Origin of the sequence: Streptomyces xanthochromogenes, from assembly GCF_014650455.1 — a bacterium.
GTDB lineage: Bacteria > Actinomycetota > Actinomycetes > Streptomycetales > Streptomycetaceae > Streptomyces > Streptomyces xanthochromogenes.
This window is the reverse complement of sequence record NZ_BMUZ01000012.1, coordinates 164,622-178,416: the sequence shown is the minus strand read 5'-3', so window position 1 is coordinate 178,416 and position 13,795 is coordinate 164,622. Positions and strand designations below refer to the sequence as shown.

Genomic DNA, 13,795 nt, shown 5'->3' with positions numbered 1-13,795 from the left:
CCCGGCGCCCGCCGGCGCGTCTAGGCGCAGCTGAACTTCGCCGCCGCCCAGTCCCCGTGGTCGCCCGACTTGGAGTTGTTGGTGTCGGTGACCTTCAGGTGTACGTGCCGTGCCCCGGCCAGGGGCACGTTCACCGGGACCGTCGCCGAGGCGCCGGTCACCTTCGGTGAGGTCCACAGCACCTTGCCGTCCGCCTCGACGGAGAAGGCCACCTCCCCATAGCCGTTGATCTCGTCGTCGATGCCGACGTCGGCGGTGAAGGCACTGCATCGGCCCCCGGTGTAGACCTCGATGTCGGAGTCGGCGTGCGCGCCGATGCCCTTGGCGTAGGTCGTGCCCGCGAGCGTGAGCGGGTGTCCGTCGGACGCGCCGGACTCACCGTTGGAGCGGTCGCGCTCGGGCGGCCCGTATCCGTTGACGGAGGTGAGCCAGGCCATGTCACTGGCCCAGGCGTCCGCCGCCGGGGGCGCGGGCATCACGGACACCGAGATGCGCTGTTGTGAACTTCCGCCCTGGTAGCCGGAGTCGACGGTGAGGGTCGCTTCGCCGGGCGCCGCGTCCTTGGCGGGGGTGACGCCCACCTCGACGCGCCGGGTGGCACCGGCCGGGACGCGGTCGAGGGCGGGGGCCGGGGTCACGGTCCACCCGGCCGGCGCGGCGACGGAGACCGATACGTTCCGGGCGTCCCTGCTTCCGGCGGTGACGTCCACGGCCACCTTGCCGGGAGCGCCCGCACCGAGCTCCTGCCCAGCGGGCGCGGCCAGCGTGACCGGCGAGCCGGGCGCCCGGCCGCCGACGGCGCTGGTGTCCTTGAGCTTCACCTCGAACGCCTTGTCGGTGCGCAGCGTCCCCGTCTTCACCAGGACCACACCGCCCCGGTCGCCCGAGTCGTAGAACCAGCCGGTGGCGGCCTTGTCGTACGCGGCCTTCGAGCCGAGCCGCGCGAGCCGGTGGCCCTGGACCTCCACCTGGGCGGGCGCACTGCCCGTGTGCAGGGTCAGCTGGTAGGGCCGGGCGGTCTGCTTGCCCTTGAACTGCCCTTTGCTGGCGCCCACTTGGACGGTCACGTCGCCGGAGCCGCGCTGCGGGGCCGAGACGTCGGCACGCTGGGTGGCGTAGGCGCCGGTCCGGTTGGCGCGGGTCACTCCGTCGTCCTCGTACAGCTGGAAGGTGGAGCGGCCCTGCGGGTAGATGTCCCAGGCCAGCGGCGAGTTGGCGGTGCGGTCCCGGTAGGAGCGGATGCCGGGCCACATCGGGACGGCGGCGCCCGCCTTCACGAACAGGGGCAGGGTGTCGAGCGGCGCGCTGTAGTTGTCGACGGTGGTCGGGCCCTGGTAGCTGCGCCCGCTCCAGTAGTCGATCCAGGTCCCCTTCGGCAGATAGATCCCGTTGCGTACGGCCGTGTCCTGGTAGACCGGCGCGACCAGGAAGTCCTGGCCGGACAGGAACTCGTACTTGGCGGCGTCGGTGGCGGCCTTCGGGTCGTCGGGGTACTCCAGCGCCAGCGGCCGGACCGGCCCGATGCCGGTCTTCGTCGCCTCGTGGGCGTAGGAGTACATGTAGGGAAGCAGCGACTCCTTGAGCTTGAGGTAGCTGCGGTTGATGGAGGTGTAGGGCTCCCCGTACTGGTAGGGCTGCTTGTCACTGGCCGCCCAGCCGTCCATGGTCATCACGGCGGGCAGGAACGACTTCCACTGGAGGTCGCGGGTGTACGTCTTGGGGCTGCCGCCGAAGATGCCGTCGATGTCGCCGCTGGTGTAGGCGAGACCGGAGAGGGTCGCACCCGCGTAGGTCGGGATCTGCCAGCGGATGTAGTCCCAGCTGCCCGACTGGTCGCCGGACCACTGGACGCCGCAGCGCTGCGCGCCGGACCAGCTCTCGGGGGCCCAGGTGAAGCCGCGGGCGTCGCTGTTGGCCTCGATGCCCTGGTAGGCGGCCTTGCAGCCGTCGAGCGCGTGCTTGTACCCGTCGCCGACCCAGGCCACGTCCAGCTTGGCGACGCGCTGGCCCGCCTTGACCTGGTCGGCGAGCTTGTCGAGGCCGTCCTCGGTCCACAGGCCCATCTGCATGGAGTCACTCTGCAGGCCCTTGGCCGTCTCGGGCAGGTTCTCGTAGCCGCAGCCGTAGCCGTCGTTGACCAGCATCCAGCCGTTGGGCATGTCGTTGGTCTTGTACGCGTCCGCGACCTTGAGGGCGTCGAGGGTGTGGCGCTCGCCGCGGTTGGCGTTGTGGAGATAGCAGTCGGAGTCGCCGGGTTCGAGCCCGTAGACCGGCGGCAGGAACGGCTTTCCGGTCAACTGGGTGTATGCGCCGATGACTTGCCTCGGGTCACCGGCGAAGTAGTAGGCGTCGAAGCGCTGTTCCTTGGCGCTCGCGGTGACCGGCTGCCCGAAGACGTACGTGTTGGGGGCGTACGTGTTGCGGAAGACGCCGTAGCCGCCCGTGGAGAGGTAGAACGGCACGGAGTTGGGGTGGCCGCCGTCGTTCCAGTTGTCGTCGACGCTCACCTGGACGGTCTGGTCGCGGTGCGAGGTGTTGCCGCGGCCGTTCTGCATGCCGCCGCCGTAGAACTGCTCGGTGGCGCCGCGGGACAGGGTCTGGGTGGTGGTGTCCTTGGTCCAGCTGAGCGGCTTGGTCTCGGACCAGAGCTGGGTGCCGTCCGCCTTGTAGAGGGCGAAGCGCAGCGGTGACTTGAAGGCGCGCAGGGTGACCTTGTCGGTGCTCAGCTCGTAGCGGTCGCCCCTGTCCTTCCAGCGGGCGGCGGGCGGCCTGCCCTGCGGCAGGACGATGTCGGAGCCGGTCGGGTCGCTGAACTTCCCGTCCGGGGCGAGTTCGATGCGGAAGGTGTCGGCCGCGACGAAGCTGACGCGGGCCTCGGCCGCGCCCGCGTGCAGCGTGAAGACGGAGCCGCCCGCGGCCTCGAAGCCGGTCACATTGCCTACGGAGGTGTCGCCCGTCGGGTCGGCGGGGGCATCGGCCTGTGCGCTGCCGGGCCCGGTGAACACCGCGAGCAGACCGAGCACGGCCGCTCCCGCGAGCGCCACTCTCGTGCGTATTGGTGATTGCATAGAGCGTGTTTAGCGCACAAACGAGCATTGGACCATGGGGTGGGCCCAGGAAAAACGAAACCGCCCCCGGACTCGCGAGGAGTCCAAGGGCGGTTCGGAGCTTGCCCGTTGGGGCGGACCCGGAGGTCGTCCGGGGTTGCCCCCGATGTTCCTTCGGGGTCAGAGGGCGACGCCGAGCAGGGCGTCGACCGTGCGCGAGACGAGGCCGGGCGCACCCTCGTCCGTGCCGCCCTCCGCGTCCTGGCGCGCGGCCCAGCGGTCGACCGCGGCGAGGGCGGCGGGGGCGTCCAGGTCGTGGGCCAGGGCCTCGCGGACCTCCTCGACCAGGGCGTCCGCGGACGGCCCGTCGGGCCGCGACACGGCGGCCCGCCAGCGCCCGAGGCGCTCGACGGCGTCCTGGAGCACCTGGTCGGTCCACTCCCAGTCGGCCCGGTAGTGGTGGGCGAGCAGCGCGAGACGGATGGCCGCCGGGTCGACGCCGTCGCGGCGCAGCGTCGAGACGAAGACGAGGTTGCCCTTGGACTTGGACATCTTCTCGCCGTCCAGGGCGACCATGCCGGCGTGCACGTACGCCTTGGCGAAGGGGTACTCGCCGGTCAGCGCCTGGGCGTGGGACGCGCCCATCTCGTGGTGCGGGAAGACCAGGTCGGAGCCGCCGCCCTGGACGTCGAAGCCCATGCCGAGGTGGTCGAGGGCGATGGCGACGCACTCGATGTGCCAGCCGGGCCGGCCGCGCCCGAGCGAGGCGCCGTCCCAGCTCGGCTCGCCCTCGCGGGCCGCCATCCACAGCATCGGGTCGAGCGGGTTCTTCTTGCCGGGCCGCTCGGGGTCGCCGCCGCGCTCGGCGGACAGCGCCCTCATGGCCGCGGCGTCGTAGTGCGAGACGTTGCCGAAGTGCGGGTCGCTCTCGACCGAGAAGTAGACGTCCCCTTCGAGCTCGTACGCCGCGCCCGCGTCCCGGAGCCGCTCGACGAGCGGGACGATGCCGGGTATGGCCTCGACCGCGCCGATGTAGTGCTTCGGGGGGAGCAGCCGCAGGGCGGTCATGTCCTCGCGGAACAGCGCGGTCTCGCCCTCGGCGAGCTCCACCCAGTCCTTGCCGTCGCGGACGGCTCGCTCCAGCAAGGGGTCGTCCACGTCCGTCACGTTCTGGACGTAGTGAACCTGCCGCTTGGTGTCGAGCCACACGCGCTGAACGAGGTCGAACGCGTTGTAGGTCGCCGCGTGACCCATGTGGGTCGCGTCGTACGGGGTGATCCCGCAGACGTAGATACGGGCGACGGGACCGGGGTCGAGGGAGACCAGTCCGCCGGTCGCGGTGTCGTGGATCTGGAGGTCGCGGCCCTTGCCGGGCAGGGCGGGGACCTCAGAAGCGGGCCAGGCATGCATGTCTTGAGCGTAACCGGACGCACGTTCCGGATACGAACCGGATACCGCTCTTGGCCGATTCGAGGCTCTTGCGCCCCCGGGCGCGGGGGTGCTACTTCCCCACCCCGCCCCTTCCCGCAACCCTCCGGGGTGCAAGAAGCCACCCGAACCTCCGGGCCTGCCCCCCGGGGGGCTTGGTCCGCCCGCGGACCGCGCGAGGTTGCTCGCGCAGTTCCCCACGCCCCTCAAGGCCCTACTCCGCCCGCAGGCCGCGCGAGGTTGCTCGCGCAGTTCCCCGCGCCCCTGAAGGCCGTACTCCGCCCGCAGGCCGCGCGAGGTTGCTCGCGCAGTTCCTCGCGCCCCTGAAGGCCCCGGTGCTGCTCCTCATCGGGCATTTCAGCCCGTCCGGCGATTGAGGACGAGCGCCCTTCAGGCGCGAACGGGGGTCCGGGGCGCAGCCCCAGGGGCCCGGGGTGGGGGCGCGGGGTCAGACCGGGGGCCAGGGGATCGCGGGCCATTCGCCCGAGGGGGCGGGGTGGACGCCCGTGTCCAGGAGGGAGGCCACCCGCGCGCGCAGGGCGTCCAGCTCCGCCTCGGTGATCAGGGAGGACAGCCGCACGGCCAACGCCCCCACGGGCAGAAGGGCCTCGGCCAGACCCTTCAGGGCGCCCACCGCCTCCGAGGTGAGCGGCTCGCCCGCCCACCCCCACAGCAGCGTCCGCAGCTTGTCGTCCACGTTGAACGTGACCCCGTGGTCGATCCCGTACAGCCGTCCGTCGGGCGCGGGCAGCAGATGCCCGCCCTTGCGGTCGCCGTTGTTGATGACCGCGTCGAGCACGGCGAGCCGCCGCAGCCGGGCGTCGTCGGCGTGCACGAGCAGCGCGGTACGCCCCTCGCCCACCTCGGCGAGCGCGACCGCCTTCCAGCCCTCGGCCGGCTCCTCGTCCTCGACGAGCGCGAGCAGCCCCGAGTCGCCCTCCACCGGCTCGATCCACAGCTGGACCATGCCCTCGCCGTACGGGCCGTCCCGCAGCACCGTGGGCGGCACGAGGTCCCAGCCGGTCGCCCGGGACACCTCGTACGCCGCGATCTCGCGCTGGGCGAGCGTGCCGTCGGGGAAGTCCCACAGCGGCCGCTCCCCCGCGACGGGCTTGTAGACGCACTCCGCGCTCTCGTCCCCGTACGCGACGGAGCAGTAGAGCACCGCGTTGGACGCCTCGCGGATCTGTCCGAGGACCGTGAGCTCACCCCGGGTGAGGAGCTCCACCGAGGTCAGGCTCCGCGGCGGTACCCGTTCTGGCGCGGGCATACGTGTCCTTCCGGGTCGAGCGGCAGGCTGCACAGCGGGCAGGGCGGCCGCCCCGCGTTCACGACGTCGAGCGCCCGCTTGGCGAAGGCCCGGGCCTGGGCGCCGGTCAGGCGCACCCGCAGCATCGGCGGGCCGTTCTCCTCGTCCTGGAGCATCCGCTCCTCGGCCTCGGCGAGGTCGTCCTCGGTGTCGGCGTCCAGCTCGACCAGGGCCTGCGCCTCGATGATCATGCGCTGTTCGTCGCCGTCCCAGGCCAGCGCCATGGTGCCGACCCGGAACTCCTCCTCGACCGGCGAGTCGAGGGGCGCGGTGTCGGTCACGTCCGGCGGGGCCACGGCAGGTACAGGAGCGTTTCCTCCGGTCCGGCGCACGACCTCGTCCAGCAGCTCGTCGATCCGCTCGGCGAGCGCCGCCACCTGGGTCTTCTCCAGGGCGACGCTGGTGGTGCGGGTGCCCGAGGACGCCTGGAGGAAGAACGTCCGGCGCCCGGGGAGCCCGACCGTGCCGGCCACGAAACGGTCCGGCGGGTCGTAGAAGAACACCTGACGGGACACGTTCTGGTCTCCCTAGTTCGGAGTTGGAGCGGCGGTTTTCGGCGCGTCCACCCTACTGTGCCCGGCGATCACGGTGCTCCCGCACCGCCACCGACCTCGGCCTGTTCCTCCGCGGGCTGCTCGCGCGGCATCAGCGAGGCGAGATCCCCGGTGTCCCCGAGGCGTACGAGGTAGGGCCGCAGCCGGGTGTAGCGGATCACGGTCAGGGAACACGGTTCCACCGAGATGCGCTGAAAGAGGTCCAGATGCATGCCGAGGGCGTCCGCCACGACGGACTTGATGATGTCGCCGTGCGAGCACATGGCGTAGACCGCATCGGGGCCGTGCTCGGTCTCGATCCGCTCGTTCCAGTCCCGTACCGCCCCCACGGCCCGGGCCTGCATCGCACGCATCGACTCGCCGCCGGGGAACGCCGCGTTGGAGGGGTGCTGCTGCACGACCTCCATCAGCGGCTCGGTGGACAGCTCCGCGAGCTTGCGGCCCGACCAGTCGCCGTAGTGGCACTCGCCGATCAGGTCCTCGGGATGCAGCGGGAGACCGGGGCGGGCGTCCAGGAGCGGCTGCACGGTCTCCCGGCAGCGCTGGAGCGGGCTGGTGACGACGGCGGCGAGCGGCACCCCGGCGAGCCGGGCGGGCAGGGCGGCGGCCTGGGCGTTGCCGCGCTCGTCGAGGGCGACACCCGGCGTCCAGCCGGCCAGCACCCCCGCCGTGTTGGCGGTGGAACGTCCGTGGCGTACGAGGATCAACGTGGCCATGGGCGCCAGCCTAAGCGGCCGGTGGCCCTCGGGTGCGGGCGGCTCCCGTTCACGGGAGAATGCACGCGATGATCGTCGACTGCGCCATCTACCACGAGGGCCGCCGCACCGAGGGGCCCCGGGATTTCTCCGATGCCCTCGCCCGGGCGCGCGCCGAAGGCGACAGCTTCCTCTGGGTGGGCCTCCACGAGCCGACGGAGGAGGAGTTCGACCTGGTCAGCACCGAGTTCGGGCTGCACGCACTGGCCGTGGAGGACGCCCTGAAGGCGCATCAGCGCCCCAAGCTGGAGGTCTACGACGACTCGCTGTTCATGGTCCTCAAGCCCGTCGTGTACGAGCCGGACAGCGACACCGTGTCCAGCGGCGAGCTGATGCTCTTCGTCGGCGACTGCTTCGTGGTGACCGTCCGGCACGGCGAGGGCGCGCCGCTCAAGGCGGTACGGCAGCGCCTGGAGGCGGAGCCCGAACTGCTCGCGCACGGGCCCACGACGGTCCTGTACGCGGTGAGCGACGCGGTCGTCGACCACTACACGGACGTGGCCGCCGAGCTCCAGACGGACCTGGAGGAGCTGGAGGCGCAGATCTTCTCGCCGGCCACGGGCGGCCGCGACACCAAGGACACCGCGTCGCGGATCTACACCTTCAAGCGGCAGCTCCTGGAGTTCCGCCGGGCCACCGGCCCGCTGGCGCAGCCCGTGCAGCGCCTGGCGAGCGCGGGCGTGCCGTTCGTGAACGCCAAGTCACAGCCGTTCTTCCGGGACGTGGACGACCACCTGATGCGGACCAACGAGGCCGTGGAGGGTCTGGACCGGCTTCTCTCGGACATCCTCTCGGCCCATCTGGCGCAGGTCAGCGTCCGCCAGAACGACGACATGCGGAAGATCTCGGCATGGGCGGCCATGGCGGCGGTCCCCACCATGCTGGCCGGCGTCTACGGCATGAACTTCGACCACATGCCGGAACTCCACTGGGCGTGGAGCTACCCGGCGCTGATCGTCCTGATGGTGCTCCTGGAGTTCGGCCTGTACCGCCTGTTCAAGCGGCGCGGCTGGCTGTAGCTAGGCGAAGCCGGGCGCGGCCACGGCGGGGCCGCCGAGCGCGTCGCGCCGCTCGGGCATGGCGAGGGTGACCATCCGCCGCCAGCCCGCGAGCCGTTCGTAGGCGTACACCGCGTGGATGCCCGCGACGAGGACGGCGGCCTTGGAGCTCGGCCAGCCGAGGATGCGTCCCATGTGGGCCATCACGGCGAGGCTGACGTCGCGGTAGACGCGGATCTCGGCCAGCGCGCTCCGGCGCAGCACCCGCTGGATGGCGGGTCCGTGTCCGGCGCGGGCCAGCCGCAGCAACTCCTCGTGGCAGTAGGCGAGGTGGTTGTCCTCGTCGGCGGAGATCATCCGCACCGCCCGTCCGAGGTCGGGGTGGCTGCCGAAGTGACGGCGCAACAGCCGCATCTGCTCACAGGCGCGCTGCTCGGTCACGCGGCTGTGCGCGAGGTAGACCACCACGTCCCGCTGGGTGAGCGGCTCCTCGCCCCGCAGCTGGGCGTGGCCGAGGCCGATGCCCTGCCGTTCGAGCAGCATCGTGTAGTCGGTGTCGTGCGGCACGTCGACCGGTCGCAGGCCGCGCTTCTTCAGGAGCGCGCGGAAGATTCGCCCGTGCTTGTCCTCGTCCGCGCCGTGCCGGGCCACCTTCGGGCCGAGGGCGCGGCACTCGTCCGGCAGCAGCGCCGCGATCCGGCCGTTCTCCCAGCCGCCCTGGGCCTCGCCACTGGCCGCGATGGAGCAGAAGAGCCGGTACGACTCGTCGTTGTCGAGGATCTCCTGGAACAGGCTCTTGGCCGAGAGCATCGCCGTACCTCCGGGTGCGCACAGGACTCTGCCGAACCGAGTCAAATGCGGCACATCGACCCCGGCAACAGGGATCGGGCCCCACTGGGCCGAACGAAGGAATGTGCGGTGCCCCCGGCGCCGTAACCGGGCGGCGGGGGCGGGCGTTGTGCGTCATGACGGCCGTGGCGGGGAAGACCCCCGAGCCCCCACCACGGCCGCAGAACCTCTTCGGCCCCTTCCGGGCCTATGCCACGCCCGCACGCTCCAGCGCCTCGGTGCCCGCGCGCAGCGAGGCGAGCCGCTCGTCCAGGGTGAAGCCGGCCGGGGCCAGGGTCAGCGTGGTGACACCGGCGGCGGCGTACGCCTGCATCCGGTCGGCGATCCGTTCCACCGAGCCGAGCAGCGTCGTCGAGTCGATGAGCTGCTGCGGCACCGCGGCACCGGCGCCCGCCTTGTCGCCGGCCAGGTACTTGTCCTGGATCTCGGCGGCCTCCTTCTCGTAACCCATGCGCTGCGCGAGCTGGTTGTAGAAGTTCTGCTTGCGGCTGCCCATGCCGCCGACGTACAGCGCGGTGTACGGGCGGAACATGTCGGCCAGGGCGGAGACGTCCGCGTCGGCGCCGAGCGCGATCGGCAGGGTGGGACAGACGTCGAAGCCGTCCATGGTGAGGCCGGCCTTCTCGCGGCCCGCACGGAGATGGGAGATCGCGGTGGCCTCGATGTGCTCGGCGGCCGGGAAGATCAGCAGAGCCCCGTCGGCGATCTCACCGGTCTGCTCCAGGTTCTTCGGGCCGATCGCGGCGATGTAGAGCGGGATGTGCTCGCGCTGGGGGTGCACGGTCAGCTTGATGGGCTTGCCGGGGCCGCCGGGCAGCGGCAGCGTCCAGTGCTCGCCCTCGTAGGAGAGCCGCTCGCGGGTCATCGCCTTGCGGACGATCTCGACGTACTCCCGGGTGCGGGCCAGCGGCTTGTCGAACTTGACGCCGTACCAGCCCTCGGAGACCTGCGGCCCCGAGACACCGAGGCCGAGGCGGAAACGGCCGCCGGACAGCGAGTCGAGGGTGGCGGCCGTCATCGCGGTCATGGCGGGCTGGCGGGCCGGGATCTGCAGGATCGCCGAGCCGACGTCGATGCGCTCGGTGTGCGCGGCGACCCAGGTGAGCACCGTCGGCGCGTCCGAACCGTAGGCCTCGGCCGCCCAGCAGACGTCGTAACCGAGCTTGTCCGCCTCCTTGGCGACGGCGAGGTTGTCGCCGTCCATTCCCGCGCCCCAGTAGCCGAGGTTGATGCCGAGCCGCATGGCCGATCCCCTTACTCGTCGGGACGCGTACGCACGCGCCCACTCCCGCGTCTTACTCATGAGTAACGTCTCTGTGCCGGGGACTCTAGCGCGCACGGCGGTGATGCGGCAGGGTCGAGTTGTCCACAGGCTCTCTCCCCGCAGGCCCCTGGCCAGTAATCTCGCGCCATGGAGCAGAGGCATCTCGGCCGCACGGGCCTGCGCGTATCCCGGATCGGGCTCGGCACCCTGACATGGGGCCGGGACGTCGGCGAGCAGGACGCCGCCGATCTCCTGAAGGCGTTCTGGGACGCGGGCGGCACCCTGATCGACACGGCGGACGTCTACGGCGGCGGGGACTCGGAGTATCTGCTCGGCCAGCTGATGGAGCGGCTGGTGCCGCGCAGGGACCTGGTCGTCGCGACCAAGGCGGGCAGCGTGCCCGATCCCGACCGCCGCTTCGACGGCTCGCGCGGCCACCTCCTGAACGCCCTGGACGCCTCGCTCGAACGGCTTCGCACCGACTACGTGGACCTGTGGCAGGTGCACGCCTTCGACTGCGGCACGCCGTTGGAGGAGACGCTCCAGGCCCTCGACATCGCGGTCAGCAGCGGGCGGGCGCGCTACGCGGGCATCTCCAACTTCAGCGGCTGGCAGCTCGCCAAGGCCGCGACCTGGCAGCTCGCCGCGCCCGGTGTCCGCACCCGCCTCGCCAGCACCCAGATGGAGTACTCGCTGCTCCAGCGCGGGGTGGAGCGCGAAGTGCTGCCCGCCGCCCTGGACCTGGGCCTCGGGCTCCTTCCGTCCTCACCGCTGGGGCGGGGCGTGCTGACCGGCAAGTACCGGCACGGGACACCCGCGGACTCGCGGGGTGCGTCCGACGGCTTCTCGGCGTTCGTCGCGCCCTATCTCGACGATGCGGCGAGCCGGATCGTCGAGGCGGTCTCCATAGCGGCGGACGGCCTCGCCGCGACACCCCTTCAGGTGGCGCTGGCATGGGTGAGGGACCGGCCGGGAGTGGTGGCGCCGATCGTCGGCGCGCGCAACGCGCAGCAGCTCGCGGCGGCATTGTCAGTGGAGGCCCTTAGTCTTCCTGACGAGATCTGCCAGGCGCTCGACGACGTGTCGGCGCCCGTGCACCGCTATCCCGATCAGGACTGGAGCACGCTGTGACTGCGCTTCCCCAGGGCTCGGCCCCTGGATCCACGGCCGACGAATCCGCCGAGGCGGAGGTGGCGTCCGAGACCGCTCAGGCGCCCGCCGAGGAGCCCGGGGCCGCCGAGGGTGCCGGGCCCGGCGCCGAGGGCGAGGCGCGAACCGGGGCCGAGGAGGCCGAGCCCGCCGACGAGCTCGCGGCCGAGGAAGCCGAACGTGCCTCGGCGGCCGATCCCGCCGATGCGGCCGAGCCCGCCGATGCGGCCGAGCCCGCCGATGCGGCCGAGGGCGTCGATGCGGCCGAGGGCGTCGAGCGGGCCGATGAGGCCGGCGGCGCCGAAGCCGAAGCCGGCGCCGATGAGACCGGCGGGCCGGAGGGCGCCGCGGAGCCCGCCGCCGACGCCGACGCCGCCGAGGCGGCCCAGGTCTCCGAGGCCGCGGCCGAGCTCGCGGCGCAGCGGGAGCTGCGGGCCAGGATCGAGCAGCGCAAGGCCGAGAAGGAGGCGCCGATCCCGGCCGGCACCAAGCTGAGCGGAACGGCGGCCGATCTCCTCGCGGCGGTACGGGCCGTGGAGAGCGGCGAGAAGTCCGGCGCCACGTTCTTCGCGGGCCCGCCGCCCGCCCCGCGGGGGCCCGCCCCCGGCCCCGCCCAGGAGGCGGCTCCGGTACGGCCCCGCGCCCCCGAATCCGCGCAGGCGCCCGCCACTTCGGCCGAGGCCCTCGCCTCCGTACGGTCCGTGCTGAGCAGGGGCGGCGCCCCCGAGACACTGGCCGCGCAGGTCACCGGCGCCCTCGGCGAGCAGGCGGCCGAGCGGCTCGGCGCCGACCCCTGGCAGCTTCTGTCCGTGTCCGGGGTGCGCCCCGAGCAGGCCGACGGTTTCGCGCGGGCGCTGCTCGGCGCCGAGTGCCGCCCGGACGACGAGCGCAGGGCGGCCGCCCTGGTCGGCTGGATCCTCGAACAGGCGGCGCTGCGGGGGCACACGGCGCTCACCGCCGACGATGTGCGGGGGGCCCTCGCCGGACGGTCCGTGCCCGACCCGGACGAGGCGGTCCAACAGGCCATCGCCGAGGGCGTGGTGCTGGTCTTCCAGGACGGCCTGGCCGAGGAGCCGGAGCCGGCCGAGGACGCCGCGGACACCGAAGCGGCCGAGGAGACGGCGGAGCCCGTCGAGCCGGTGGAGGTACTGCTCGGGCTCGACCGGTACGCGCTGGCCGAGGAGAGCCTGGCCGACGGCCTGGCCCGGCTGCTCAACTCACCGGTGGGGAACGACGGTTCGGTGTGGCCGGAGGACGGCGAGCTCATCCGCGCGGTCGCGGGCAGCGGCCTGGTGGCGCACACCGGCGGCGAGGCAGCGCGCGCCGAGTCGGCGGCGGTCGTGACCGCGGCCGCCGCGGCCGGGCTGCGGGCCGCGGGCGCTGCGCACACCATGGACGGACAGCGTCGCCTGGCCGAACTGACCGGCCCGCTGGCCGCGTTCACGCTCGCCGGGCTGCTGTCCGGCGAGGGCCCCGGCCGGGACGCGGACGGCGCGCTGGCCCTCGACGTCCTGGTGGTGCAGGACGCGGCGCAGCTCGACGTGGAGACCGCGGCCGTCCTGGTCGAGTCGCTGGCCGACGGCTGCCGTCTGGTGCTGAGCGGCGACCCCGGGGTGCTCGGCCCGGCCGGCGCGGGCCAGGTCTTCCAGGACGTGCTGTCCGCCCGCGTCTGCCCCGTCGTGGCATCCCGGCTGCCCGACGCCGGGCCGGTCGGCGAGCTCGTCTCGGGCATCGGCATCGGCGAGCTGAACCAGGTGGAGGCGCCCGGCAAGGAAGTCGTGATCGTCCCGGTGCGGGACGCGGGCGAGGCCGTGCACCGCTGTGTGCAGCTCCTGGCCGACTCGATCCCCCGGGCGTTCGGCATCCCGGTGGAGCAGGCCCAGGCCATCACGGTGGGCCACGGCGGCTCCGCCGGCACCCGTGCCCTGAACGCGGCCCTGAAGCAGCGCCTGAACCCAGGCCCCGGCCGCTTCGGCGGCTTCGACCCCGGCGACCGGGCGGCGTACGCCCAGGACCTGGGGCGCACCGTCGTGGGCACCGTCGTGGAGGCCGACGCGGAGGGCCTGCGGCTCGACTGCGCGGGCACCCCGGTGCTCGTGCCGAAGGAACGGGTCGAGTCGGCCCTGCGGCACGGCTGGGCGCTCACCGCGCACCAGGCGGTCGGGATGCGCTGGCCCGCGGTGGTCGCGGTGCTGCCGGGAGACGCGGCCCAGGGGCTCAACCGGCCCTGGGTGTATACCGCGTTCGGCCGCGCCGAGCGGCACCTGTCCGTCGTCCACGGCGTCGACCAGGCGCTGCCCCGAGCCGTGGCGGAGGTCCTTCCGGCGCAGCGCACGACCCGCCTCACGCCCTTGCTGCACGGCTTGATGAAGCCCGCGGAGCAGTAGGGCGCACACGGCGGAGGCCGCGCACCCCCGGATTTCGGGGTGCGCGGCCTCTGCC

General features: G+C 72.8%; 10 protein-coding genes. 3 read left to right on the top strand and 7 right to left on the bottom strand.

The window, feature by feature from the left end; genetic code table 11:
* Positions 1-20: 20 nt before the first annotated feature.
* The 5 genes from IE267_RS28955 to IE267_RS28935 all read right to left on the bottom strand — a co-directional run bounded on the left by IE267_RS28955 (position 21) and on the right by IE267_RS28935 (position 7,054).
* Entirely contained in the window at positions 21-3,068 is a 3,048-nt protein-coding gene (locus IE267_RS28955; RefSeq protein ID WP_189765260.1) for an NPCBM/NEW2 domain-containing protein, read from the bottom strand.
* 159 nt (positions 3,069-3,227) lie between these two features.
* Positions 3,228-4,457 carry a cysteine--1-D-myo-inosityl 2-amino-2-deoxy-alpha-D-glucopyranoside ligase gene (mshC, locus tag IE267_RS28950; RefSeq protein WP_189765258.1) on the bottom strand — a complete coding sequence of 410 codons (1,230 nt, stop codon included), beginning with the start codon at positions 4,455-4,457 and terminating at the stop codon, positions 3,228-3,230.
* A 466-nt stretch (positions 4,458-4,923) separates the two neighbouring features.
* On the bottom strand, positions 4,924-5,745 hold the full coding sequence (locus IE267_RS28945; RefSeq protein ID WP_189765256.1) for an SCO1664 family protein: 822 nt from the start codon (positions 5,743-5,745) through the stop codon (positions 4,924-4,926).
* Positions 5,709-6,299 carry a DUF3090 domain-containing protein gene (locus tag IE267_RS28940; RefSeq protein ID WP_161246271.1) on the bottom strand — a complete coding sequence of 197 codons (591 nt, stop codon included), beginning with the start codon at positions 6,297-6,299 and terminating at the stop codon, positions 5,709-5,711. Before IE267_RS28940 ends, IE267_RS28945 begins: the two co-directional genes overlap by 37 nt.
* A gap of 68 nt (positions 6,300-6,367) precedes the next feature.
* On the bottom strand, positions 6,368-7,054 hold the full coding sequence (locus tag IE267_RS28935; RefSeq protein ID WP_189765254.1) for a histidine phosphatase family protein: 687 nt from the start codon (positions 7,052-7,054) through the stop codon (positions 6,368-6,370).
* A gap of 59 nt (positions 7,055-7,113) precedes the next feature.
* Here IE267_RS28935 and corA point away from each other — a divergent pair, with 59 nt between their 5' ends.
* On the top strand, positions 7,114-8,112 hold the full coding sequence (gene corA / locus IE267_RS28930; protein WP_189765252.1) for a magnesium/cobalt transporter CorA: 999 nt from the start codon (positions 7,114-7,116) through the stop codon (positions 8,110-8,112).
* On the opposite strand, the gene IE267_RS28925 is transcribed toward corA, so the two are convergent.
* Positions 8,113-8,901: a ferritin-like domain-containing protein gene (locus tag IE267_RS28925; protein ID WP_189765251.1), complete on the bottom strand. Its 789-nt coding sequence runs from the start codon at positions 8,899-8,901 to the stop codon at positions 8,113-8,115.
* Positions 8,902-9,127: 226 nt separating this feature from the next.
* Positions 9,128-10,183, bottom strand: coding sequence for an LLM class F420-dependent oxidoreductase (locus IE267_RS28920; protein WP_161246282.1), 1,056 nt, complete (start codon positions 10,181-10,183; stop codon positions 9,128-9,130).
* 168 nt (positions 10,184-10,351) lie between these two features.
* Here IE267_RS28920 and IE267_RS28915 point away from each other — a divergent pair, with 168 nt between their 5' ends.
* Positions 10,352-11,335 carry an aldo/keto reductase gene (locus IE267_RS28915; RefSeq protein WP_161246280.1) on the top strand — a complete coding sequence of 328 codons (984 nt, stop codon included), beginning with the start codon at positions 10,352-10,354 and terminating at the stop codon, positions 11,333-11,335.
* A complete protein-coding gene (locus tag IE267_RS28910; protein WP_189765250.1) occupies positions 11,332-13,740 on the top strand; it encodes a helix-hairpin-helix domain-containing protein in 2,409 nt (802 codons plus the stop codon). The genes IE267_RS28915 and IE267_RS28910 overlap by 4 nt, the downstream gene beginning before the upstream one ends.
* Positions 13,741-13,795: the final 55 nt, after the last annotated feature.

What these genes read in the sequence shown, in the direction of transcription:
- IE267_RS28945 (WP_189765256.1), bottom strand. Translation starts at nt 5,745, where the DNA reads ATGCCCGCGCCAGAACGGGTACCGCCGCGGAGCCTGACCTCGGTGGAG.
- IE267_RS28920 (WP_161246282.1), bottom strand. Translation starts at nt 10,183, where the DNA reads ATGCGGCTCGGCATCAACCTCGGCTACTGGGGCGCGGGAATGGACGGC.
- corA (WP_189765252.1), top strand. Translation starts at nt 7,114, where the DNA reads ATGCACGCGATGATCGTCGACTGCGCCATCTACCACGAGGGCCGCCGC.
- IE267_RS28925 (WP_189765251.1), bottom strand. Translation starts at nt 8,901, where the DNA reads ATGCTCTCGGCCAAGAGCCTGTTCCAGGAGATCCTCGACAACGACGAG.
- IE267_RS28915 (WP_161246280.1), top strand. Translation starts at nt 10,352, where the DNA reads ATGGAGCAGAGGCATCTCGGCCGCACGGGCCTGCGCGTATCCCGGATC.
- mshC (WP_189765258.1), bottom strand. Translation starts at nt 4,457, where the DNA reads ATGCATGCCTGGCCCGCTTCTGAGGTCCCCGCCCTGCCCGGCAAGGGC.
- IE267_RS28935 (WP_189765254.1), bottom strand. Translation starts at nt 7,054, where the DNA reads ATGGCCACGTTGATCCTCGTACGCCACGGACGTTCCACCGCCAACACG.
- IE267_RS28955 (WP_189765260.1), bottom strand. Translation starts at nt 3,068, where the DNA reads ATGCAATCACCAATACGCACGAGAGTGGCGCTCGCGGGAGCGGCCGTG.